This is a genomic window from Kitasatospora sp. NPDC085464 (genome assembly GCF_044541955.1).
Classification (GTDB): domain Bacteria; phylum Actinomycetota; class Actinomycetes; order Streptomycetales; family Streptomycetaceae; genus Kitasatospora.
Map to the genome: position 1 here is coordinate 1 of NZ_JBITTM010000004.1, position 23,302 is coordinate 23,302.

General features: G+C 75.4%; 19 protein-coding genes. 1 reads left to right on the forward strand and 18 read right to left on the reverse strand.

Annotated elements, in window-relative coordinates; translation table 11 throughout:
- Positions 1-102 precede the first annotated feature (102 nt).
- The 16 genes from ACIGG8_RS04500 to ACIGG8_RS04575 form a co-directional block, all read right to left on the reverse strand.
- A complete protein-coding gene (locus tag ACIGG8_RS04500; protein WP_396545767.1) occupies positions 103-1,083 on the reverse strand; it encodes a zinc-binding dehydrogenase in 981 nt (326 codons plus the stop codon).
- 85 nt (positions 1,084-1,168) lie between these two features.
- Positions 1,169-1,753 carry a TetR/AcrR family transcriptional regulator gene (locus ACIGG8_RS04505; RefSeq protein ID WP_396545769.1) on the reverse strand — a complete coding sequence of 195 codons (585 nt, stop codon included), beginning with the start codon at positions 1,751-1,753 and terminating at the stop codon, positions 1,169-1,171.
- A gap of 80 nt (positions 1,754-1,833) precedes the next feature.
- Complete coding sequence (locus tag ACIGG8_RS04510; protein WP_396545771.1) at positions 1,834-3,534, reverse strand: thiopeptide-type bacteriocin biosynthesis protein; 1,701 nt, start codon at positions 3,532-3,534, stop codon at positions 1,834-1,836.
- A gap of 40 nt (positions 3,535-3,574) precedes the next feature.
- The gene (locus ACIGG8_RS04515; RefSeq protein WP_396545773.1) at positions 3,575-5,518 is read right to left on the reverse strand and encodes a TOMM precursor leader peptide-binding protein; all 1,944 of its coding nucleotides are present in this window, start codon (positions 5,516-5,518) and stop codon (positions 3,575-3,577) included.
- Positions 5,515-7,218: a hypothetical protein gene (locus tag ACIGG8_RS04520; protein ID WP_396545775.1), complete on the reverse strand. Its 1,704-nt coding sequence runs from the start codon at positions 7,216-7,218 to the stop codon at positions 5,515-5,517. Before ACIGG8_RS04520 ends, ACIGG8_RS04515 begins: the two co-directional genes overlap by 4 nt.
- Positions 7,215-8,378 (reverse strand): hypothetical protein, encoded by a 1,164-nt coding sequence (locus tag ACIGG8_RS04525; protein ID WP_396545777.1) that lies wholly within the window; start codon positions 8,376-8,378, stop codon positions 7,215-7,217. Before ACIGG8_RS04525 ends, ACIGG8_RS04520 begins: the two co-directional genes overlap by 4 nt.
- A 145-nt stretch (positions 8,379-8,523) precedes the next feature.
- Positions 8,524-11,217, reverse strand: a complete 2,694-nt coding sequence (locus ACIGG8_RS04530; protein ID WP_396545779.1) for a lantibiotic dehydratase — start codon at positions 11,215-11,217, stop codon at positions 8,524-8,526.
- A gap of 138 nt (positions 11,218-11,355) precedes the next feature.
- The gene (locus tag ACIGG8_RS04535; RefSeq protein WP_396545780.1) at positions 11,356-11,556 is read right to left on the reverse strand and encodes a thiazolylpeptide-type bacteriocin; all 201 of its coding nucleotides are present in this window, start codon (positions 11,554-11,556) and stop codon (positions 11,356-11,358) included.
- Positions 11,557-11,625: 69 nt separating this feature from the next.
- Positions 11,626-11,796 carry a thiazolylpeptide-type bacteriocin gene (locus ACIGG8_RS04540; RefSeq protein ID WP_350523097.1) on the reverse strand — a complete coding sequence of 57 codons (171 nt, stop codon included), beginning with the start codon at positions 11,794-11,796 and terminating at the stop codon, positions 11,626-11,628.
- Positions 11,797-12,199: 403 nt separating this feature from the next.
- Positions 12,200-13,465 (reverse strand): sugar ABC transporter permease, encoded by a 1,266-nt coding sequence (locus tag ACIGG8_RS04545; protein ID WP_396545781.1) that lies wholly within the window; start codon positions 13,463-13,465, stop codon positions 12,200-12,202.
- On the reverse strand, positions 13,462-14,250 hold the full coding sequence (locus tag ACIGG8_RS04550; RefSeq protein ID WP_350523100.1) for an ATP-binding cassette domain-containing protein: 789 nt from the start codon (positions 14,248-14,250) through the stop codon (positions 13,462-13,464). The genes ACIGG8_RS04545 and ACIGG8_RS04550 overlap by 4 nt, the downstream gene beginning before the upstream one ends.
- Positions 14,251-14,419: 169 nt before the next feature.
- Positions 14,420-15,514 carry a substrate-binding domain-containing protein gene (locus tag ACIGG8_RS04555; protein ID WP_350523101.1) on the reverse strand — a complete coding sequence of 365 codons (1,095 nt, stop codon included), beginning with the start codon at positions 15,512-15,514 and terminating at the stop codon, positions 14,420-14,422.
- Between the two features lie 479 nt (positions 15,515-15,993).
- Positions 15,994-16,905 (reverse strand): phytoene/squalene synthase family protein, encoded by a 912-nt coding sequence (locus ACIGG8_RS04560; protein WP_396545782.1) that lies wholly within the window; start codon positions 16,903-16,905, stop codon positions 15,994-15,996.
- A 242-nt stretch (positions 16,906-17,147) separates the two neighbouring features.
- The gene (locus ACIGG8_RS04565; RefSeq protein WP_396545784.1) at positions 17,148-17,693 is read right to left on the reverse strand and encodes a hypothetical protein; all 546 of its coding nucleotides are present in this window, start codon (positions 17,691-17,693) and stop codon (positions 17,148-17,150) included.
- Positions 17,694-17,823: 130 nt separating this feature from the next.
- Complete coding sequence (locus tag ACIGG8_RS04570; RefSeq protein WP_396545786.1) at positions 17,824-19,062, reverse strand: styrene monooxygenase/indole monooxygenase family protein; 1,239 nt, start codon at positions 19,060-19,062, stop codon at positions 17,824-17,826.
- Between the two features lie 136 nt (positions 19,063-19,198).
- A complete protein-coding gene (locus ACIGG8_RS04575) occupies positions 19,199-19,759 on the reverse strand; it encodes a helix-turn-helix domain-containing protein (RefSeq protein WP_396545788.1) in 561 nt (186 codons plus the stop codon).
- Positions 19,760-19,904: 145 nt separating this feature from the next.
- On the opposite strand from ACIGG8_RS04575, the gene ACIGG8_RS04580 reads away from it, so the two are divergent.
- Complete coding sequence (locus ACIGG8_RS04580) at positions 19,905-20,723, forward strand: alpha/beta fold hydrolase (protein WP_396545790.1); 819 nt, start codon at positions 19,905-19,907, stop codon at positions 20,721-20,723.
- A gap of 245 nt (positions 20,724-20,968) precedes the next feature.
- Here ACIGG8_RS04580 and ACIGG8_RS04585 read toward each other — a convergent pair whose 3' ends face one another.
- Both ACIGG8_RS04585 and ACIGG8_RS04590 read right to left on the reverse strand, forming a co-directional pair.
- Positions 20,969-21,619, reverse strand: coding sequence for a helix-turn-helix domain-containing protein (locus ACIGG8_RS04585; protein ID WP_396545792.1), 651 nt, complete (start codon positions 21,617-21,619; stop codon positions 20,969-20,971).
- A gap of 305 nt (positions 21,620-21,924) precedes the next feature.
- Positions 21,925-23,106 carry an MFS transporter gene (locus ACIGG8_RS04590; RefSeq protein WP_396545794.1) on the reverse strand — a complete coding sequence of 394 codons (1,182 nt, stop codon included), beginning with the start codon at positions 23,104-23,106 and terminating at the stop codon, positions 21,925-21,927.
- Positions 23,107-23,302: the final 196 nt, after the last annotated feature.

The window sequence follows — 23,302 nt, forward strand, 5'->3', positions numbered from 1 at the left end:
CCTGTCCGCGGGTGGCGGCCCCCCGGGGGGGGGGGGGGGGGGGGCGGGGGGGGGGGGGGGGGGGGGGCCCGGGGGGGGGGGGGCCCCCCCGGCCGCGTCGGGTCAGTCGAGGACGACGACCATCTTGCCCAGGGCCTGGCCGGCCTCCATCACCCGGTGGGCCTCGACGATCTCGTCGAAGCGGAAGGTCCGGGTGGGGCGGGCGCGGAGTGCGCCGGACTCGACCCGGGCGTAGATCTCGTCCAGTGGAACGTCCGAGAGCGGGAAGGCCGGGGTCCCCAGGACGAAGGCGCTGCCGAAGAAGCTGAGCCGGACGCCGCTGGGCAGGTCGGCGATCGGGTCGAAGTCCGCCACGGGGGCGAATCCGCCGAGGAAGCCGACCTGGCAGACCCGGCCGCGCGGCCCGACGGTGCGCAGCGAGTCGCGGAGCACCGTGTTGCCGACGACATCCAGAAGCGCGTCGACGGCGAGGCCCCTGCGTTCGGCCTCCGCGGCCAGCCGCCCGTCGTCGATGAGCACCTCGGAGGCCCCGAGGTCCTTGAGCAGGGGCGCGTGTGCGGGGTTGCGGGTGGTGGCGAGCACCGTTGCGCCGTGGTGGACGGCGAGGCTGACGGCGGCCTGCCCGAGCGAGGAGGTCGCGCCGCGGACCAGCAGGGTCTCCCCGGCCCCGAGGGCGAGGTTGCCGTGCAGGGCGCTGTACGCCGTGGCGTACACCTCGGGCACGGCGGCCAGGTCGGCCCAGGGCAGGGTCGAGTCCACGGCCGCCACGTTGGTCGCGGGGACGGTGACGCGTTCCGCGTAGCTGCCGTTGCGGGTCCGTCCCATGCCGCCGAGGATCGCCACCACCCTTGTCCCGACCGGGAGTTCACCCGAGGGGTCGGCCTCGACGAGGCCGGCGCACTCGATCCCGGGGACGGCCGCCACCTGACCCCAGGCGCCGCTCCGCATGTACGCCTCGGCGTGGTTGAGGCCGAACGCCTTCACCCGGACGAGGACCTCGCCGGCGGCGGGCACCGGGTCGGGCAGTTCCGTGGCGGTGAGGACCTCGGGGCCGCCGTGGGCGGATATGACAATGGCCTTCATGTCCCAAACCTCATTCTTGAATAGTCATTCATCTATAGGGCCGACGAAAGGGCCACCGCGTACGGTGGCCCGAGGTGCCATGGCGTCAGGCGAGCACGGCGAAGGCGTTGTCGACGATCGCCCGCAGCACCGCCTCGTCGGGATTGGCCTTGCCGACGACCATGAGCCCCTGGCAGGTCGCGACCAGCAGCTTGGCACTGCCGCCCGGATCGAGCGAGGCCCGCACCTCGCCCCGGCGCACGGCGTTCTCCAGGGCGTGGGTCATGCACCGCTCCAGACGCGCCAGGTGGCCGCGCACGACGGCCGCCGCCGCGTCGTCCTCGGCGGCGTTCTCGATCGCCGTGTTCACCAGCAGGCAGCCCTGGCGCCCCTCGGGGCTGAGCAGGTCGCACACCAGCCCGTCGAAGTAGCCGCGGACCTCCGCCACCGACGCACCCGCCGCCTCCAGCTCGCCGAGCTTGCGGGGCACGACCAGCTTCGAGTAGCGCTCCAGCGACTGGACGAAGAGCGCACGCTTGCCGCCGGGGAACGCGCCGTAGATGCTGCCGGGCTTCACGCCCGTGGCCTTCACCAGGTCCTCGATGGACGTCGCCCGGTACCCGCGCTCCCAGAACCGCAGCATCGCCTGGTCGAGGACGGTCTCGGGGTCGAACTCACGGGGCCTGGGCATGGGGGAACCATATCTGAATACCTGTTCAAGAACAACGGCCCCGGGAACAACGGCCCCGGTCCGGCCCCCTCACGTCGTGATCACCCGGGCAGCAGCGGGCCGCCGGGACGCTCCGCCGGCACCGGCCGCCCCAGCGGGAGCAGGTACTGGACGGGCTCCTCGATGTCGTCCAGGCCGAGGAGTTCGTGGGCGAGGTCGTCCTGGAGGCCGCCGAGGGGGGTGGTGCCCAGGCCGTGGGCGGCCGAGGTGAGCAGCAGGTTCTGGGTGAGGTGGCCGGCTTCGAGGAGGCCGAGGCGCAGCGCCCGCAGCCCGTAGCGGCGGCGCAGGAGGGCGAGGTCGAGGTAGACGACGAGGACGGCGGGGGCGCTCCCGATGTCGATCGCCGCCGGGTCGCCGGCCGGACGGGAGAGATAGGAGGAGAGCGCCTTGAGGTCGTCGAGCTCGGGCGGCGGGCCGATCGGGCGCAGGCTGCGGTGCTCCGGCAGGCACTCGTAGGTGCCGGGGGGCAGGCCGTCGACGGCGAGGGCGACCAGCCGCAGGCGCACGGTGTGCAGGGCGCCCGCGCTCGGGTACGGGCGGTGGCCGGTGCCCTCGCCCTCGCCCTCGCCCTCGGCGAAGGCCGGCCACAGCAGGCCGCCGAGGGTGGCGGCGGTGAGCGGGCCGGTCAGCGGGCCGCGGCTGGAGCGGCGGGTGAGCAGCGCGTCGGCGAGGGTGACCGGCGGCAGCGGGTCGGCGGGCAGCGGGACGTCGCCGGGCCGGGGCCGCTGGGCCGGGACGGGCGGCAGGTCCCGCAGGGTGGTGTCCTCGGTGCGGCCGATCTGGAACTTGCTGCGTTCCAGGTACTGGTGGTCCGGCGCGTGGTGGTCGGCGGGGAAGAAGGTGAACGGCTGCTCGGTCTCCAGCAGCGTCCGGGCGGCGAGGCGGCAGACCGCGCGCTCCTCGTCCGGGCCGACGCCGAGCCGGTTGAACAGCATGTGCAGCTGCGAGGCCCAGACCCAGGCGAGGCGTTCGGCCGGTTCCGGGGCCCCGGCGGCCCGCATCCGGGCGGCGGCGTCGGCGACCTCGGCGGCCCAGTCGCCCAGCCACGGCGCGGCCGTTCCCGAGCCGAGGGCCGCGCGCAGGGCCCGGGCACGCCCGGCCAGGGCGTCGCGCTGCCGGGCGAACACCGTGTTGACCCGGGTGTGGACGGCGGCGCCGGGCAGCGCCCGGTACTCGGTGACCCAGCGCCAGGAGGCGGCCTGGCGGCGCAGCCAGCGCGAGGCGGCGAGCTCGTCGAGGCCGAGCGCGTGCGCGGTGGTGTGGGCGAGGTCGAGGGCGATCGGCAGGCGGGAGCCGGGGGCCGCGTCCAGCGCGCGCAGGGCGTGCACGGCGGTGCGGGTGGAGCGGGTGAACAGCTCCTCGGCGATCGGCAGCAGGGCCGGGCCGCCGTAGCGCTCGGTCTCGGGCACGTACGGCACCTCGGTGACCTCGCCGTGCCGCGCCGCCCAGGGCTCGTCCAGGGGGGTGCGGCGGGTGGCGAGCCGGGAGAGCTCGGCGGCGAGGGACGCGGGCGGCGCTCCGCGGCCGCGGAGGCGGATCCGCAGGTGGGGGCCGCCCTCGCCGTAGCGGATGAAGAACCAGTCGGTGTCGGCGAGCCCGTCCATCAGCGGGGCGAGGTCGGCGGTGACGAAGGCGTCCGCCTCGTGGGCGGGCAGGGGCAGCGCGAGGTGCAGGCTGTGCCAGCCGGTCGGGGGTGCGGCGTGGCCGGTAGGCGGCCGGTGGGCGGTCGTCACGTCCTGCATGGTCATCGTGTCCTTCCCGGACGGCTGGAGGGCTGACGGGCTAGGGGAACGGGTGCGGGTGGAGCGGCAGTTCGTCGTGGCGCAGCGGGCCCGGGGTACGGCCGAGCCGGTACGGGACCTCCAGCAGCCGGGGCAGGCCCCGGGTGCGGCGGTTGACGTGGCCGAAGGTCATCGGCAGCGTGCCGGGCACGATCACCTTGGCGCAGTGCAGGCCCAGCCGGTCGCGGACGCCGGGCTCGTCCTGGGTGACCACGACGACCTCCAGGCCCTCGCCGGCGAGCCGGCGCACGGTGTCCTCCAGCAGCTCGGTCAGGTCGGTGACCGGTGCGGGGGCGCCGGGCCAGCGCTCGGCCGGGGGCACCGGTGGCGGGCCGGCGAAGAGGAAGTCCAGCCGGGGCTGCGCCTCAGGCAGGGCGTTGAGGCCGACGTGGTCGTCCAGGGTGACGACCAGGTCGGGCCGGTCCAGCAGCTGCCGCAGCCGCTGCGGGTCGCGCGGGCCGCCCGGGGCGGTGGAGCGGTGCGGGGCCTCCTGGACGTTGGTGACCACCTCGGCGACGGCGGAACGGATCGCCGTCAGCGGGTCGTGGTGGGCGCCCGCCGCGAGGAAGGTGCGCGGGGTGTCCGGGTGGCCGCCGTGGTGGCGGCAGAGGGCGATCACGGCGGGGATGCCGAGGTCGTTGGTGGCGTCGAGGAGGGTCAGCCGGTAGCCGAACAGCCAGGCCCGGGCGGCCAGGTCGGCGACCTGCGGGTCCTCGGTGGGGACGGCGACGCCGGGCAGCGGGGTGCCCGCGTACCAGGCCATCAGGAAGGCGTCGCGCTCGGCGACCTCGAACAGGCCGTAGAGCGCGGCCTCCTGGGGGCTGTTGCCGAGTCCGCAGCCGTTGGAGGACTCGTAGACCACGCGGGGGCGGTCGCGGGCCGGCAGGTCCCAGTAGGCGACGTGCTCGGGGACGGCGACCGGACGGCGGTGGGTCAGCGACCAGCCGTGCACCCAGTCGAGTTCCAGGTCCGGGGTGTACGGGACGGTGGTGGCGGCGGGGTGCCCGTGGTGGCCGGGGTCGGGCAGGCCGAGCCGGGCGGGGTCGAGGACGGCGTCGCGGCCGAGGTCGCGCCGCAGGTCGGCGAAGGAGGCGCGCAGGACGGTCCGGCGGCCGAGCGGCCGCATGCCGGCGTACCGCTCCACGGCCTCGAACAGGGCGACCCGTTCGCTGGAACGGAAGTCCTCCGCGCGTCCGTAGCCGCCGTCGTCGACCGTCCGGCCGTCGGTCGCCCAGGCGGTGGTAAGGGCGAACGCCGAGTCCTCGGTGCGGAACAGCCGGCGGACGGGGCCGAAGCGCTCGTCGTGCAGTTCGGCCCGCAACTGCTCGGCGCCCGTACGGTCGTTGGGGCCGCGCAGCACGGCCGGGTCGGGCAGCGGGCGGGGCGTCGCGGGCAGCCGGGCGGCCTCCGCGGTGTCGGCGGGCAGCGGGCGGCAGACGGGGCAGCCGCCGACGGGACGGACCCGGTGGGTGGACCAGGTGGCGCGGGCGCCGTTCACCAGGTGGACGGTGGCGTGGCCGACGCCGACCGGCTCCGGTCCGGCCGCGGACCGGACCGGTGCTTCGGCGGAGGCCGGTGCTCCTACGCGGGCCGGTACGGCTGCGGCCAGCTCGGCGGCGAGTGCGGCCACCGCGTCGCCGAAGGCCGGGGTGCCGGTGCCCGCGAGCGCCAGTTCGGGGCTCTGCCAGGGCACCCGGCCGCCGGCGGTGGCGAGCCGCTGGTACTCGGTGCAGCCGAGGCAGGCGGGGGCGCCGGGGTGCAGGACGGGGCCGACCAGGGTCAGCGCGCCGTCCTCGCGCACCGGCACCAGGCGCACGGGGTGGGCCAGGGCGTGGCGGCTGAGCCGGGCGGCGAGGCCGAGGGTCCACTCGGTGAGGTGGACCACGGCGGTGCCGCGGGTGGTGGCCAGGGCCTGCGCCGGGGTGAGGACGGGGAGTTCGCTCATCGGCTGTCTCCTGAGCGTACGAGTGCGGTGAACCCGCAGCCGTCCAGGGCGTTGGCGAGCGGACGGGCGGCGGGGGTGGCGGGCCGCCACGGGGCGGTGCGCAGGCCGGTCAGGCGGTGCAGGGCGGCGCGCAGGTCCGCTTCGCGGTCGGCGAGTCCGGTGAGCCAGTGGTCGGTCCAGCCCTCGTCCGTCCAGGCGGCCGGGTGGCGTCCGGCGGCGGCGATGGGGGCGGCCGCGCCGGTGAGGGCGGTGTGGTGGGCGGCGGCCAGGCCGCTCCGCCGGGCGAGGAGGCGGGTGAGGGCGGCCAGGGCGGCGTGGGCGACGGCGTCGGCGGGGGTGGCCTCGACGGCTCGGCTCCCGTCGACCTCGGCCAGGAACACCCGCACACCGTGCGGAAATTGACGAATCGTCAGAGATGGCGACCGGCCGAGGAGACGGGCCAGCACGGCCCACCAGTGCGCGGCCTGCGGGTGCTCGCGCCAGGCCGACTCCGGCAGCGCGGGTCCGTGCGAGGCGGGGCCGTCCGCCGCGGCGCGGTCGAGGGCCGCCGCGCGCAGGGCCCGGCCGAGGGCGTGCTCCGGGTCGGCGCCCACCACCGGGGCCGCTCCCCCGTCGACGGCCGCCAGGTGGAGTTCGGCGGACCGGCAGGCGGCGGCCAGCCGGGCGAGGTCCGTCCGGGCCGCGCCGGCCACCAGGGTGCCGGACGGCGTGGCGCAGGAGACCAGGGCGACGGGCAGTTGGGGCAGGTCGCCGGGCGACGGCGCGTCGAGGACGCCCAGCTGTGGATCGCCCAGGACGGTCACCCGTCGGAGGGCCTCGACGAGATCCGTGGGCGGTTCGGCGGCACCGCCCGCGCCCGCCGCCCACGGGTGGTGCTCGGCACGCGTCGGGCGGGCCTCGGCGAGCAGGACGGCGGGGCGACCGGCGAGCAGGCGCGGGTCGTCGCCCGGCTCGCCCGGGTCCGGCAGGCCGGCGACCGCGCACAGCAGCCGCTGAGCGGCCGCGGCGGCGAGCAGGACGGGCAGCGCGCCGGGGTGTCCGGCGACCGGGTTGGTGCCGGGGCCAGGGTCGGTGCCGGGGCCGGTGCCCAGTCGGGCCGCGAGGGCGGCGGCGTCCGCCCGGGTGCGCGCCGGGTCGGCGGGCTCGGTGACGAACCCGTCGTCCGCGCCGCACTGCACCGCGACCGCCACCGGCGGGGCGCCCGCCGAGGCCACCACCCGCCCGGCCGGCAGCCCGGCGTCGGCGACCACCGCCGGTGCGGCCGTCCCGCCCCGGGCGAGGGCACGGGCCACCGCGCGGGCCAGCGGGCCGTCCGGGTCGGCGGCGGACACCACCGGGCGGGTGGCCGCGAGGGCCGCCGCCGCGCCACCCGGCTCCGCCGCCACCGCGCCCGGCCAGCGCGGCAGTCGGGCGCCGCTCGGGTGGTCCACGATCAGGTCGTGCTCGCGCAGCCGGGCGGTGACGGTGGCCAGCGCCGCCGCCACCTTCGGATCGGGGACCGGCGCCGCCGGGTCCGCACCGGGCGCGAGCCGGGCGTCGAGCAGCTTCCACAGCGCGGGGAGCGCGCGGCTGCCCTCCAGGGTGAGACTGCTGCCGCGCCCGCGCAGGTGCAGTCCGTCCCGGAGCCGGGTCACCGCCACGCCCGGGCGCAGGTGGGGCCGTACGACGCCCCCCTGCGGACCCTCGGCCCGGCCGGTCACGCGACGCCCTCCACGGCGGCGATGACCTCGTCCACCCGGTCCTGCCAGCGGTGCCCGGTGAGCTCGGGCACGGTGCGGACCACCAGGTGCGCGGCGAGGTAGCGCTCCACCGGCCGGACGTCGCAGATCGCGAACAGCCGGTACAGGCCGTTGGTGCAGGCCCGGTAGATCAGGTAGTCCGGGCGGGTCCACATCGTGCCGCCGGGGTCGGAGCGGTGCAGCAGCCAGTGGAAGTCGCTGTAGCGGGTGCGCAGGGCGAAGTCCCAGCGGGCGGCGGTCTCCGGGTCGCCGACCGCGGCCGCGCGGGCCCGGTACTCCTCGCGGCTGCCGCCGAGGTCGATCCCGGCCGCGTGGCGCCGCTCCGCGAGGGCCCAGGCGGTCGCCGACCAGTGCGCCCAGTCGCGCTCCCAGCCGCGCGCGCCGCCGTCGGTGATCCGGCCCACCAGTGCGGTGACGGCGCCGCCGACGCGGTCCCAGCGCCGGTCGAAGGCGGCCCGCAGGCTGCCGTCCGGGTCCTCGTGGACGAGGAAGTCCTCCAGGTGCGAGACCATCGAGTAGTGCCCGCCGATCAGCCCCTCCGGGTGCGCGGCGGCGTGGGCGGCGAGCGCCGACACCACCAGCTGGACGCGGGCCTCGGAGGCGTCGCCGTGCGCGCCGAGGAAGTCGCACCCCGCGCCGAGGGCGGGCAGGCCCAGCCGCATCAACTCGTCGCGCAGGTCGGCGGATCCGGCTCCCAGCAGGGCGTTCAGCGCTTCCCCGGCGGACGGGTCGACGGGCAGCACGCGGACGGTGTTGTCCGGCACCAGCGGCCCGTACGGCGGCGCGATCAGCTCGACCCGTCCGGCGACGGCGGCCTCGGCCAGCAGCTGCTCGTCCGTCCGGTCGGCGACCGACGGGTGCGCCGCCGTCCAGGCCCGCAGCCCCTCGGCGGCCCGCTCGGCCGCGGCGGCCACCCGCGCCCCCGGGCCGCGCAGCCGCAGTCGCAGGTGCGGCCCGAACCGCCAGTGCCGCTCGACGTGCGCCTCCAGCCCGTCCGCCGCCGCCTGCCGGGCGGCCGGCAGCACGGCTTCGCGCAGCGCGCGGGCCTTGACGGGCTGGTAGTAGGTCAGGACCACATCGCGGGCGGTCACGGCCTCCGGGCCGTCGGCCAGTTCACTCATCGGACGCCTCCTCGGCAGTGCGGAGCGGGACGGAGGGAAGGGCTGGGGAACGGACTCGCACCCGGGGGCGGGCCGCCGGCTTCCGCGGCACCGTGCCGCGGGCCGCCCGAGGGCCGGCCGGCATTCGCGTGCGACGGCGCCCGGGTCACGGGGCTCCCTCCTCGGGGCCCGTGGCGCCCGCCCGTCCGGGCCGGTAGGTCTCCGCCACCAGCTCGACCGTCCGGGTCGGCTCCGCCGTGCCGGCGATGGCGGGCAGCGCCTCCTCCAGCACCACCCCGTTCGGGTACCGGGTCAGCCACTTGGCGAGGTGGCACAGGTGCAGGGGGTTGCCGAGGTCGACGGGTTGGGGCTTCGGCGCCCGCAGGTGGGCCACGAAGGCGTCGGCGGGTGTGTCCGTGGTGGCGGCGGCCGGTACGGGGTGGAGGAACAGCTGTTCGGGGAGGCCCAGCAGGGCGCGCCAGCGCGCGGTGGCCCCGGCCGGGATCCCGTCGGTGCCGGGGTCCGCGGCGAGGTCGGCGCGCAGGGCGTCGAGGACGGCCGGCGGCAGGTACCAGCGGCGGCGGGCGAAGACGACGTGGCGGTGGCGCAGGCGCGGGGTGCCGGTGACGGTGCCGCCGGGCGCACGGAGGGCGGTGCGGGGCAGCAGCGGACGGAAGTCGACGACGCCGTTGGGGTGGTCGGCGAGCAGCGGGGCGAGCCGCTGGGGCAGCATGACCGGCGCGAGGAAGCCGAGGTAGAGGACGTCCAGCAGTTCGCCGGTGCTCCGCAGGCGGAAGCGGAGCTGGTCGGAGGCGGGGTCGTGGACGAGGTCGAGGTCGGCTTCGACCAGGTTGGTCCAGCGCCGGTCGGGGCCGATCTCGTCGGCGAGCAGCAGGGGGTGGAGGTTGGCGTTGAACCCGCCGACCGGCCGGATCTGGGCCGCGCGGGCTCCCTCGCCGAGGCCGCGGCGGATCTGCCGGGTGACGTCGGCGGCGGCCCGCGGTGTGGTGGCGTCGAGGAACCGGCTGGCGAAGCGCCCCCAGCCGCCGTAGACGTGGTTGACGCACAACAGGCCGTCGGTGGGGTCGGATTGGACGAACCACGAGTAGCTGAGCGGCCGGGCCGCGGTCCAGTCGGGCAGCCGGGCGGCCAGCGCCCGGACCCGCTCGGCGGGGAGGACGATCTCGCCGTCCGCCTCCGGCACGGCCGCGAACTCGGCCCGCAGGGCGGCCAGTTCGTCCGGTACGGCGATGGCGGACCAGGCCTGGGCGGCATCGGCGGCGAACTCCCACGGCGTGCCGCAGACCCCGCCGACGCCGTAGCGGGCGACGAACCGGTCGCAGGCGGCCCGTCGCATCAGGTGGCCGTGGTCGAACAGCTCGGCCAGCGCGGTGAGTTCGGCGAGCGCTGCGCGGTCGGCCCGGCTCGGCCGGCGCTGCGGCGGCGCGGGCGCGTGGACGTCCTCGCTGAGAACGGTGAGCGGTGCGGCCTCGGCGGGGACGGGTCGGCCGGCGGCGGCGAGCACCCGGTGCCAGGTGTCGGCGAGCGCGGCGAGCAGCGCGGGGCGGCGCTCTCCGGGCGCGTCCGCCAACTCGGCCGTCCGGTCCGCCAGGTGGTCGACCAGGGCGACGATCGCGGTGTCCTCCGGCCACTGCCGGAGCCAGTGGGCGAGGCTGCGCAGCGGCTGCGGGTCCTGCGGGTCGACCGGGTCGGTGGGCACCAGCAGGCGGGCAGTGCGGAGCTGGCCGACGAAGCGGCGCACGACGGGGTCGTCCTCCGGGCGGCGGAGGGCGGCGGCGAGGCCGGTGGCGAGGCGGTCCGGGGTGTCCGGGGTGTCGGCGAGCGAGGCGAGCAGCGCCAGTTCGGGCCGGTCGGCCAGCTCGACCTCCTCCTCACGGGTGACGAGGTAGCGGCCGCCCGCGAACACCACCTCGCTGCGGGCGTAGTGGGCACGGCCGTCGGCGACGCGGGCGGCTCCGGTCATCCGGTGCGGCAGGGTGCGGCTGCGCCGGGGGTCGTCGAGCAGGGCCTGGACGAGCGCGGCGACCAGCGTCCGGTTCTCCCGGACCACCGCGTACGGGGGCACCGGCGTTCCGGCGGGCGCGTCCGGCACGGCGTTCGGCGCGGCGTCCCCTGCGGGCCCGTTCGGCGCGGCGTCCCCTGCGGGCCCGTCCGGCAGGCCGTCGCCCGAGGACCAGCCGACCGAGGTGAACCAGGTGAGCGGGCTGGTCTTGGTGGTGGCCCGCAGCGCGTGGCGCAGGACGGCGGCTTCCTCCTTGCGGGCGCGGGCCGGCCGCTCCCCCGTCGAGTCGGCCGCGCGCGCCGTGTTGGCGACCGCGCGCAGCAGGTCGGCGCTGGTGAGGGCGACGGCCCGGGTGAAGGCGGACGCGCGGCAGAGTTCGGCGAGGGCGGCACGTTCGGCGGCGAGCGCGGGCGGGACGGCGTCGGCGAGCGCGGCGAGCAGCCGGGCGCGGCGCTGCCGCAGGTCCAGCCAGTCGGCGAGCCGCGGGACGCGCTCCGGCAGGTCGGCGAGCCGGTCGAGCTGGGCGGCGCGGGGCGGGCGTCCGTTGTGCAGGTCGCGGCGGAGCGGGAGCACGATCCGGCGGTGGAACTCCTCGTCGTGCCCGGTGCGGCTGTCGTACAGGTCGTCGCAGAGGTCGGTCCGCAGGGCCGTCTCCGCGGCTTCGACGGCGCCGAGTTCGGCGAGCAGGCTCCGTACGGCTGCCGACGCTGCGGACTGTGCGGGCCGGGCGAGCACGGTGGCGCGCACCAGGGCGTGGCGGGCGGTGTGGGCGACCGGTGCCGGCACGGGTGCGGGGACCGGGCGGAGTACGGGACGCGGCAGGGCTCGGTTCGGCATGGCGGCTCCCTCCGACGGGCCTGGGCGGTGCACGGCAGGAACCCGGCGCGTCCGCGCGAACGCGCCGGGTTCAAAGTTGTTGCGCTGGTGGTGCGGGGCGGTGCTCGGCGGTACCGGGTGGTTCGGTGGGGCCGGTTCTCAGAAGGTGTCGAGGACCGGCGGGTGCGGCGCGCCGCAGGAGGACGATCCGCAGGAGGTCGAGCTGGGGCCGCCGGAGGCGCCGGTCTCGGGCAGCGCGACGGTGTCGCGCAGCGAGGTGACGGTCAGCTCCCCGAGGTCGAGGCCGTCGAGGGCGAGGATGTCGTCGAGCGCGAGCGTGTCCTGTGTACGGTCGGACATGATGTCTCCCTTGATTCTCGAACGAGGCTTGCCGGACAGTGGTGTGACGAGTCGTGAGCTGATGAATCGTCAGGAAAGCGGGGCGACCATGGTCTCCGGCTGGGCGCAGGAGGACGAGCCCTGGCAGGAGCAGGAGCCCCAGGACGCGCCGTTCTCCGGCAGCGCGACGGTGTCGCGCAGCGCGGTGACGTTCAGCTCGCTGAGGTCGAGGTCCTGGAGGTCGAGAGCGTTGTCGGACATGGCGGACTCCCTTGAGGTGGCAGGCGTGCCGGATGATCCGGAACGGGTCTGCGAAGCGGGTGCTGTGGGATGTGCCGGGCCCCCCGTGGGTGCGTCGGTCGAGGGTCACTCGAACCCTGCTGTCGCGCTGCCCGAGGACGACTCTAGGCCTCGGGAACCCGCCGCCGACATGGCCGACGGGGCGTTTGGCCGGTAGTCCGTGCCCCCACGGCGCATCGCCACCGCCTCTTCAGCGGCGCTTGAGCGATCCGCCAGCGACCTGCGATGTTTCGCCCTCGAACACGACCTGACAGCTCGTCGGGAAAGGTGTACTGGGGCGGGCTCGCCTCACGCACACGGCACGGGCCGGCCCGGTACCCGTCCTTCGGGTACCGGGCCGGCCCGGGCAGCGCGTGACGGCGGGTCAGCGCGCGGCGGTCTTGCGGGTGCGTCGGGACACCGAGTCCAGGACGACGGCGGCGAGCAGGACGGCGCCGGTGATCATGTACTGGATGGCCTGGTTGACGTGGACCAGGTCGAGCCCGGTGATGATCGACTGGATGACCAGGATGCCGAGCAGGGCCGACCAGGTCTTGCCGCGTCCGCCGAACAGGCTGGTGCCGCCGATGACGGCCGCCGCGATGGAGTTCATCAGGACGTTGCCGCCGCCGAGGATCTTGTCCGCGGAACCCTGCTGCGAGGCGATGAACAGACCGCCGAGGGCCGCCATGCCGGCCGAGATCATGAAGACCGAGATCCGGACCCAGGCGACGTTGATGCCTGCGCGGCGGGCGGCCTCCACGCCACCGCCGACCGCGAAGATCTGCCGGCCGTAGCTCGTGCGGCGCAGGACGAAGTCGGTGATGACGACGACGCCGAGGAAGACGAGCAGGGGCAGCGGCAGGCCGCGGTCCTGGTTGAGCATGTAGGCGGCGGTCAGCGCGATGACGGCGAGGACGCCGGTGCGCAGCGCGATCTCGCTCATCGGGCGGGCGGCGAGGCCGGCCGCGCTGCGGCGGCGGGCGTCCATGATCTGCCCGGCGCCGAAGAGCGCGACGCCGAGGACGGCGAGGCCCCAGGTGTAGGCGATGTCGCCGTCGCCGAGGAAGTAGGTGTCCAGGTTGGCGAGGACGCCGTCGTTGACGACGTTGACGGTGCCCTTGTCGCCCAGGACGTACTGCTGCAGGCCGCTCCAGGCGAGCAGGCCGGCGAGGGTGACGACGAACGCCGGGACGCCGATCTTGGCGAAGAAGAAGCCGTGCAGGGCGCCGATCGCGACGGCGGCGGCGATGGCGATGAGGCAGGCGAGCCACTCGTTGTAGCCGGAGCGCACGGACAGGACGGCGGCTATCGCGGCGGAGACGCCGGCGACGGAGCCGAGCGAGAGGTCGATCTCGCCGAGGAGGAGCACGAAGACGATGCCGACGGCGATCAGGCCGGGGCCGGCGATCCACTTGGTGATGTTGGTGAGGTTGTCGGCGTTGAGGAAGTCGCCGGTGACGCTCTGGAAGATGACGCCGATGAGGATCAGGCCGAGGACGACGGGCACGGAGCCGAGGTCGCCGTTCTTCATCTTCTGCTTGAACTCGGCGACGTAGCCGGCCAAACCGGCCTCGCGGACGAGCAGGCGGGGGTCGACCGCGGGGGCGGCCGGTGCGGGGGTGTCGGGGGTGGTCTGCTCGGTGGTCACTTCGCTTCCTCCGCGAGTCGTGCCTGGCGGCGGGTGACGGCGTTCTCGGTGGCGCCGGTGATGGCGGAGATGATCTCCTCGTGCGAGGTGTTCGCCACCTCGAAGACGCCGTTGTTGCGGCCCAGGCGCAGGACGGCGACGGTGTCGGCGACGGCCTTGACGTCGGCCATGTTGTGGCTGATCAGGATGACGCCGAGGCCGCGGTCGCGCAGGCGCTCGACGAGGTCGAGGACCTGGGCGGTCTGCTCGACGCCGAGGGCGGCGGTGGGCTCGTCCAGGATGACGATCTTGGGGTCGCCGACCAGGGCGCGGGCGATGGCGACCACCTGGCGCTGGCCGCCGGAGAGGGCGGCGATGGGGATGCGCACGCTCGGGATGCGGATGGAGAGCGTGTCGAGGAGTTCGCGGGCGCGCTTCTCCATGGCGACCTCGTCGAGCGTGCCGAACCGCTTCAGCTCACGGCCGAGGAAGAGGTTGCCGACCACGTCGAGGTTGTCGCACAGCGCGAGGTCCTGGTAGACGGTCGCGACGCCGAGGGCCTGGGCGTCGTGCGGGCGGCCGATGGAGACCGCCTGGCCCTCCCACTCGATCGTCCCCTCGTCGATGGGGTGGACGCCGGCGATGGTCTTCACCAGCGTGGACTTTCCGGCGCCGTTGTCGCCCACCAGGGCCACCACCTCGCCGGCGTGTACCTCCAGGTGCACGTCGGTCAGTGCCTGGACGGCGCCGAAGCGCTTGGAGACCCCGCGCAACGCCAGTACGGGTGCGCCTGTCACGTGAACCATCTCCTTCTTCCCGCGCACGCCGTGATGGTGGGTCGGCGGCCGGTGTGGCCCGCGCGCCGTGCGGAGCGGGCGGGTGAACGTCGAAAAGGGGCTGTCGGGGCGGGCCGGGGCCTGCCGCGCGCTGCGGGCGGTGCTCCCCGGGGAGGCGGGGAGCTCCGCCCGGGCGGTGCTACTTCAGGCCGGCGGTGGCGCAGGCGGCGGCGTAGTCCGCGGTGCAGATGTCGGCGGCCTTGTACAGGCCGTCGGCGATGACGGTGTCGTTGATGTTGGCCTTGGTGACGACCTTCGGGTCGAGCAGCTTGGCCGGGATGCCCTTGTCGGTGGCGCTGTCGACGCTGGCGGTGGCCACGGACTTGACGTCCTTGCCCTGCAGGAGGTCGACGGCCAGCTCGGCGGCGGTGTCGGCGAGCGGCTTGTAGGCCTTGTAGATGGTGTAGGCCTGGTCGCCGTTGACGATCCGCTGGATGGCGTCGAGGCCGGCGTCCTGGCCGCCGACCGGGACCTTGATGCCCGCACCCTGGAGCTGGGTGATGATGGCGCCCGCCATGCCGTCGTTGGCGGAGTAGACGGCCTGGAAGCCGTCCTTGCCGAGCTGGGTGATCGCGGCACCGATCTTCTGGCCGGCGACGGTGGGCTTCCACTCGCCGGACTGCTCGTAGACGACCTTCTTCACCTTGCCGTCGAGCACCTTGTGCGCACCGGCCTTGAACTGGCCGGCGTTCGGGTCCGCGTCGTCACCGTTGATCATGACGACGTTGGCGTCGGCGGCCTGCGCGCCGAGCGCGTCGACCAGGGCCTGGCCCTGAAGCTCGCCGACCTTCTCGTTGTCGAAGGAGGCGTAGGCGGCGACCGGGCCGGTGGCCAGGCGGTCGTAGGCGACGACCTTCACGCCCTTGGCGGCGGCCTCCTTGACCCAGGACTGGGTCGAGGTGGCGTCGAAGGCGTCGAGGACGATGACCTTCACGCCCTGGGCGATCAGGGTGTCGAACTGCTGCTTCTGCTTGGCGGCGCTGCCCTCGGCGTTGTTGTAGAGCACCTTGCAGTCCGCGCACAGCGCCTTGACCTTGGCCTCGATGAACGGGCGGTCGAAGGACTCGTAGCGGGTCGAGGACGCGTTCTCGGGCAGCAGCAGGCCGATGGACTTGTTGTCGCCGCTCGCGGCGGAGTCCTTCTTGTCGCTGCCGGCCTTGCCGCAGGCGGCCATGGACAGGGCCATCGAGACGGCTGCGGTGGCGATGACGGCGCGACGCATCATTGCGTTCATGTGGGGGTGCCTCCCTGACGTCGCCGCGACAGTGCGGCGGAGTGGGAGGGAGTCAACCCGCATGTGCCAGATGGAGTCAAGAAGTAAATCCAAGGCGAGAGAAGGCGGGGCCTTTTCGTTATCTTCCTGAACGCATCCATCACCTGAAGGGGGTGCCATGAACACGCAATGCGCCATTGTCGCGACTATCAGTGACGATGACGGAGTGCAGGCAGGGACTTCGGCGAAGTCTCGACACAGGCCGGGCGCCTGCTGCGCCCTGGAGTGACGCCTGGGGCTCGTGCGTTCAAGATGTGTCGACTGGGGTATAGTCCGCAGGTCGGCTGCGGACTTCACGGCAGCGGCCCCGCCGAAGCGGCGTCCCGGGCCGACCCACCCCACGGAGCCGACTCACGCACCCGGCACGGACCCTGACGATTCGTCAGCGGTGGCGCGGGCGGACCGCCCCGGCCCCTCAGCCGCGCAAGCGGCGGGGCCCCTCAGCCGCGCAGCCGGCGGGCCCGGAGGTACTCGCGGCCCAGCAGGCGCAGCGCGGCCCCCTTGGCCGGGCGCGCGGAGCGGCGCAGCAGCGCCCCCAGGTCGGCACGGGCGGCGGCGCTGACGAGCCCGTCCACGCCGAGGAGGCAGCGGACCATCGGCCGGTGGGCGGCCGGCACCAGTTCGACGACGGCGCCGCCCTCGGCGAGGGCGCGGTCGGCCCGGTCGAGCAGTTCGCCGAGCAGCGTCCGGACGGCCGGCAGGTCGCGGGCCTGTTCCAGGTCGGCCCGGGTGACGCCGTGCCGGCTCAGGGTGTCCGCGGGGACGGTCAGCCGGCCCTCGGCCAGATCCTCGGCGAGGTCGTTGACGAAGTCCAGCCGCTGGGCGGCGTCGATGTAGGTGCGGCAGGCGGCGCGGTAGGCGGCCTGGTCACCGTCCGGGCCGAGCAGCCCGGCGACGAGCATGAAGCCGGGCAGCGAGTACCCGTCCACGTACGCCTGGTACTCCTCCTCGGTGGCGAACCCGGTGAAGTCGAGGTCCGTCTCCGCCGCGGCCAGGAAGTCCAGGACGTGCCCGCGCAGGGCGGGGTGCGCGGCGACGCTGTTCAGCAGCGGGCGCAGCTCGGGGTCGTCGGTGCGGTCGGCGTCGAGGCTCCCGGTGACCTCCCGCTGCCAGCGGGCGGACGCCGCCCGGCGCTCGGCGAGCGGGCCGCTGTCGAGCAGGGTGTCGGTGCGGTGCATGAAGGCGGCGGCCGCGATCACGTGCGGGACGGTGCGGTCCGGGAGCAGCAGACCGGCAGCCAGGGTGACCTCCCGCTTGTACCGGGCGACCTGCCGGCGCTGTCGGCCGTAGTCGGCCCGCAGCCCGGGGTCGTGCACGCCGGCCGCGTCCAGCGCCCGCTCCCACCTGCTCACTCGCTTCACCCAATCGTCCGTTCGATCCGGACCGAGCGTAGTGGGTGGGAGGCGGACGAGGACGACCCATTCCGGTCCCGACCCGCAGGGCAGGGACCCGAGAATCGGGCCCGGGCGCAGGGACCCGAGAATCGGGCCCGGGCGCAGGGACCCGAGAATCGGGCCCGGGCGCAGGGACCCCAGAATCGGGCCCGGGCGCAGGGACCCGAAGGCGGGGCCCGGACGCCGAGCGGCCGGACCGGTCAGCGCTGGCGGATCGTGGAGAAGCCGCAGGCCGGGGTGCAGAGGGTGACGATGCCGCTGTACCGGTGGGTGGTGCGCCCCTTGGTGACGCTGTGGACGGTGAGCTTCTCCCGCAGGTTGAGCTCCCGGCAGCGCGGGCAGGCCGCGCTGACCGGCTTGCCCCAGGGGCGGTTCGGGTCGAGCTTGGTGTAGGCGACCGCCATCAGGACGACGGCGAGGCCGGCGCCGCCGAAGCCGATGACCCGCCACACGCCGTTGGAGGATTCCCGACGGTCGATCATCTCGTCGTACGAGTAGATGCCCCCGCCGCCGTGGTTGGACCAGATCCGGCACTCGCTGTTCCGGGTCATGGTGTGGCCGTCGCAGGTCGGCGCGGAGTCCGGGTCGGACTTGCCGACGACCAGCGCCAGGAACAGGCCGATCCCGGCCAGGACGCCCAGCACGATCATGGTGGTGGTGCGACTGCGGCCGGTGTGCAGCCGCTTGCGCTCGTTGTACGCCGTATCGATCACAACCTGGGCCATGTTGCCCCCGTCGACCGCCACCACTGTCTCCTGTTGTCCGGATGTCCGCACTGCTCGTGTTCCGAGCCGAATGTCCCCCTCGGCGAGGGGGCGACACGAACCCACCATGATCGACGCGCGATTGCACCCGATTTGGGAAGCTCTTGACCTTTCAGCTTCCGGTCGTGACCGAGGCCAGGTACGCGGCGGCCCGGTCCGGGTCGAGGTACCACCGCGCCACGTCCGCGGGGTCGTTGAAGTTGTTGGCGAAGCGGTCCGCCACCGCCTGGTGCTCACCGGCGGCGACGAGCAGGTCGAGGACGTGCGGGGGCGGCGGGGCGAGCATCGCGTTGGACCAGGTGGTGACCGGGCCCGCGATCTCCCAGAAGCCGTCGAAGGCGGCCTGCTGGAAGTCGCGGTCGAAGGGCTTGTCGCCGTGGGCGAGGATCGCCTCCAGGTAGACCGCCGCGCACTTGGCGGCGTTGTTGGCCCCCTGCCCGGTGACCGGGTCGTTGGTGACCACGACGTCCGCCACGCCCAGCACCGCGGCGCCGCCCGGCAGTTCGCCGACCGGGCGGCGGACCACCGGGGCGAAGCGCCCGGCCAGGGTGGCGCCGGCGTCGGTGAGTTCGACACCGGCGCGGGCCCGGTCGTACTCCCAAGGCGTGAAGGTCCTCATCAACTCCAGTGTCACCCTGAGGTGTTCGGCCGGGTCGCGGAGTCCGTCGAAGGCGTCCGCCGGTCCGCCCGGCATGGCCTCCCAGAGCAGGATGTCGCACGGCCCCGACATGGTCAGGGCGGGCATCACGAAGAACTCGCCGATGCCGGGCACCACGTTGCAGCGCACCGCGGGGAAGTCGTGCTCGGGGCGCGGCGCGAGCCCGTGCACGTAGGCGGCGGCCAGCGCGCGCTGCGGCCGCTCGTGCGGCGAGTGCGCGTGGTCGCGCTCGAACAGCGAGCCCAGCACGCCCTTGCCGGAGGCGACCAGCACCAGATCGTACGAGCCGGCCAGGTGCTGCAGGTCGGCGGCGGTCACCGTGCGCAGCTCCACCCGGCCGCCGCGCCCGGCGAAGGCCTCCAGCCAGGTCGACATCTTCAGCCGCTGGTCGACGGACTGCGCGTAGGCGTCCAGCCGCCCCACCCAGTCGATCACCCGCGGCCCGTCCGGCATGGCCACCGACACCCCGACGCCCTCGATCCGGGGCGCCTCGTCGGCCCACAGGTCGAGGCCGAGGGCACGCTCGGTGCGCAGCGCGGAGTCGAACATGCACTGGCTGGACAGCACCCGTCCGGCGCGCACCTCCTCCGCGCCGCGGTCTGTCAGCACCGTCACGTCGTAGCCGTGGGCCTGCAGCCCCAGGGCCAGTTGGAGTCCGGCCTGCCCGGCACCGACGATCAGAACTCTGCGCATCGCCCCTGCTCTCCTGGTGGTACGTCCCGGCGCGGCGCCGGCTCCGTCCGGCTGCCCAGTGGCCTGGATACCAGTCATCGGCGCGCGCGTCCACGGGCCGCGCAGGGGCGGCCGGCCTCGGGGCCGACGGTCTGGCTCACGAACCGTCAGCGGCCGCTCCGGCGGATCCCGCGGCGGGGAAGACGATCGGGCTGATCAGGTACGGATCCCGCTCCGGCGCCGGGCGGTTGGCCAGCCGCGGCGCCAGCACCGCGAACAACTCGCCGCCCAGCTCGGCGAGTTCCTCGGGGCTGAGCCAGAACGTGCCCTGCCGGTAGGACACTCCCTGGGCCGCCGGGTCGGCGCCGTCCCGGTCGAGGTAGGCGTTGAACTCGGCGAGCAGGACGGCCATCGCGGCCGCGAAGCCCCGGCGGTGGTCCTCGGTCGACATCGCGGCGGCGGTGGCGCCGTCCACCGCCGGGCGGTCCTCGCGCAGCCGGTAGTGCCGTTCCACGGCGCCCCGCACCCGGTGCTCCTCCGCGACCTCCAGGAAGCCCGCCTCGGCGAGCAGCGCGACGTTCCGGTACACCGTCACCTTCGAGACGCCCGACAGCCGTTCGCACAGCTGCGTGGTGGTGAGCACCCGGCCCCCGGCGAGGGCGTGCACCACGCGCAGGCGCACCGGGTGCAGGAGGAGGTCGGCGGGATCGTGGTCCATTGCTCCACGATTTCACAGCCGTTACCATTCTCAAAGATGAAAACGGTCAGCGTCCGGACGGGGATCCGGGCGCGCGGAACGGGGGCACCAGCACATGCGCCGCACACGGCAGGCACCACGGACGGGTCGCACCAGCGGACGGGAGGTGACCGTCAACGGACGGCCGTTGTACGTCGAGGAGTCCGGCCACGGCCCCGACCAGGTGCTCTTCGAGGCGGGCCAGGGCCTCGGCCGCACCTCCTGGGACCCGGTCCTGCCGCTGCTCGCCGACCGCGCCCGGCTGGTCGCGTACGACCGCTCCGGCTTCGGCCGCAGCCCGCGCAGCGACGCCCCGCTGACCGTCGAGGACCTGGCGGCCGACCTGGTCGCCCTGGCGGACGCCACCGTCCCGGACCGCTTCGTCCTGGTCGCCCACAGCATGGGCGGCCTGGTCGCCCGCCTCGCCGCCGAGCGGCTGGCACCCCGGCTGCGCGGGGTCCTGCTGGTCGACCCCACGCCGGAGACCGCCCCGGCCTACGACGCGATGGAGCAGATCACCCGGAGGGTCGACCGCACGCTCGCGGTCGTCGGGCCCCTGATCCGGTTCCGGGCGGCCGCCCGCCTGGCCGGCGGCGAGGTCCGCCGGGTCTTCCCGCCCGAGACCTACGCCACCATGCTCGCCGAGGACTTCGTCCCGGCCGGCATCGCCCAGACCCGTCGCGAGTTCCGCGCGGTGGCCGCCGCCGTCCCCCGCCTGCGGGCCCGGCCGCCGGTGCCCCCGGCCTGCCCGACCGTCCTGCTCTCCGCCGACCGACCCCGGCGGGGCGGCGAACGCAACCACCCGGCGCTCCAGGAACACCAGCGCCGCTGGACCGAGGCCCTGCCCGACGGCCGGTACGAGCACGTGGACTCCGGGCACTTCATCCAGGCCGAGCAGCCCGCGCTCGTCGCCGACCGCGTCCGCGAGCTGCTCGACCGCGACTGACGGGCCCCGCCTCGCCCGACCTCGTCCGTCGCGCATCGCTTGTCGAGCCCCGCGCGCCGCGCATCGCTGGTCGAGCGCCTCGCACTGCGCACCGCGCACGTGGCGACGCGCGGCGCGGCTCACCGAGGCGGCGTCAGGAGCGGGCGGCGAACGGCATCGCGTCGGCCCACTCCCAGCCGCAGCCGGTCACCACTGCCGGTCACCGCTGCCGGTGCCGGGGGCGACAGCCCGGGGCGACGGCCGCCTCAGCCCGTGACCAGCCGTCGGCCGGTGACCTCCTCCGGCCGGATCCGGACCCAGAGCCGGCGGTCGCCGCCCGCCCACGGTGCCGCACCGACCAGGCCGTCCAGGCGTTCCAGCTCCCCCGGGTCGTCCACGTAGTGGGCCGGGCCCAGGGCGAGCACGCTCCAGCCGCGGCCGAGGTACTCGTCGATGTGGTCGACCTGGAAGGAGACCGCGGCGCCCTCCTCCGGCGCGGTGGCGTGGCGCGCACCGGTCCGGTAGGCGAAGGAGGCCCGGTCGACCACGTAGTTGACGGGCAGCACCACCGGCCCCGGCTCGACCGGCAGGCCGATCCGGCCGATGCCGTGGGTGCCGACGAGCTCCCAGCACTCGGCCTCGGTGAGGTTCTCCAGCTGCGGCCGCGGCCCGGGGCCGCCGTGCCCGGGCGGGGCGTCGGCACGGCCCGACAGCAGCTCGTCGGTGCTGCTGCCGAGGGCGGCGGCGATCCGGACGAAGCCCCCCGGGTCGAAGCCGGGCCCGGCTTCGAGGAGGTGCCGCAGGTAGCGGGGCGCCATCGCCGCCCGGCGTGCCAGCTCCTCCTCGCCGAGGCCCAGCTGCTCCCGCCGTTCGGCGATCCGGCGGGCCACGACGGCGGGGTCGGGGGTGTCGTGCACGGTGGTGACTCCTCGGCTTGCCGGGGGTGTTCGGGCCGCGGGCCGGGCGTGACCCCGTACGGGTCCGTCCGCTTGACCAGGGCGGGACCATCCAAGCGCCCACCCTGCGGCAAGTCGAGCAACGGCCCGGCCCGTGCGTGTCGGTTCGCACCGTCGGCGGTGCGACGGCCGCGGGCCGCGGTGCCCGGACCCCGGCCTTGATGTCGTCGTTCGCCGCCGAGCACGCGGCCGTCTTCCGGGACTGACGGGCGGTCACACCAGACAGAAGCTCCGCACCCGGCGCGGCGCTCACCCCGATGTGACCCTCACTCCGGCGCGGCGCTCCCCCGGTCCCACCGCGCCGGGGCGAGCGCCGCGAGCATCACCGCCGCCGTGAGGGCGAACGCCCACGGATAGCCCGTCCCGCCCGCGACCGCCCCGAAGGCGACCGCGCCGACGCCCATCGCCCCGTCGTAGGCGACGTTCCACAGCGCGGTCACGGTGCCGTACCCGGACGGCGGCACCCGGGTGTACATCAGCGCCAGCGTCGCGTTCTGCGCGGCGCCGAAGCCGGCGCCGAACACCGCCGCCCCCGCGACGACCGCCACCGTGCTGTCCGTCCAGGCCAGCAGCAGCATCCCGGCCGCCGCGGCGAGCAGGGCGGGCAGCACCAGCCCGGCCGAGCCGCGCCGGTCCCCGTACCGCCCGGCCAGCCAGCGGGCGAGCGTCGCCGCGCCGGGCTGGACCAGCAGCGCGACCGCGACGGCTCCGCCGGACGGGACGGCGAGCGGCAGGAACGTGACGATGACTCCCGCCGCCAGCGCCGTGGCGCCGAACACCGTCGCCGGTCTCAGCAGCGCGGCACTGCGCAGCCCCTCCCGCAGTCCCACCGCCGGACCGGCCGCGGCCCTGCGGTCCGGGAGGGCGGGGACGGAGGCGACGGCGGCCAGCGGAGCCACCGCCCCGATCGCGAACACCCAGTCCCAGCCCACGTGTTGGCCCAGCCAGACGCCGACCGGCAGGCCGACCACGGACGGCACTCCGGAGACCACCCCGACCAGCGCGAGCCCCTCCCCGCGCCGTTCGGCCGGGATCAGCGAGGCCGTCAGCGCCCCGCCCGCCACCAACGCGGTCGCGAAGCCGATCCCGCGCAGCAGGCAGACCACCACCACCGCCGCCATCGAAGCGGTCGCGGCCAGCACCAGCGCGGGCGCGCCCAGCAGCACCAACCCGGCGGCCAGCACCGGGCGGTAGCCGAACCGGGCGGTCAGCGCGGGCGTGGCCAGCTCGCCCACGACGGTGGCCAGCATCAGCGCACCGGTGGCCAGGCCGGCCGCGTGGTCGCCGCCGCCGGACTCCTGGGCGTACAGCGGGACGGCGGAGAGCAGCAGGTTGAAGCCGACGGAGGACCCGAACAGCGAGACGAAGCGCAGCAGCAGGGCCCGGGTCACCAGTGGCGGCCGGACGGAACCGGCCTCCGGCGACGTGGAGTTGCTCGTCGTGGTCACCCGGTGACGGTATCCGTCCCGACGGGCCACCGGTACGGTCCCGCACCCGGCGCCTTCGCCTCCGCACTCCGGCCCGATCGGCAGTTCGACGCGGCGGCTCCATGCCGCAGTTCGACGCGGCGGATCCGTACGGCAGTTCGACGCGGCAGCACAGGCCGGCCGCTCAGTCCGGCAGCCCAGTCCGGCAGCCCGGTCC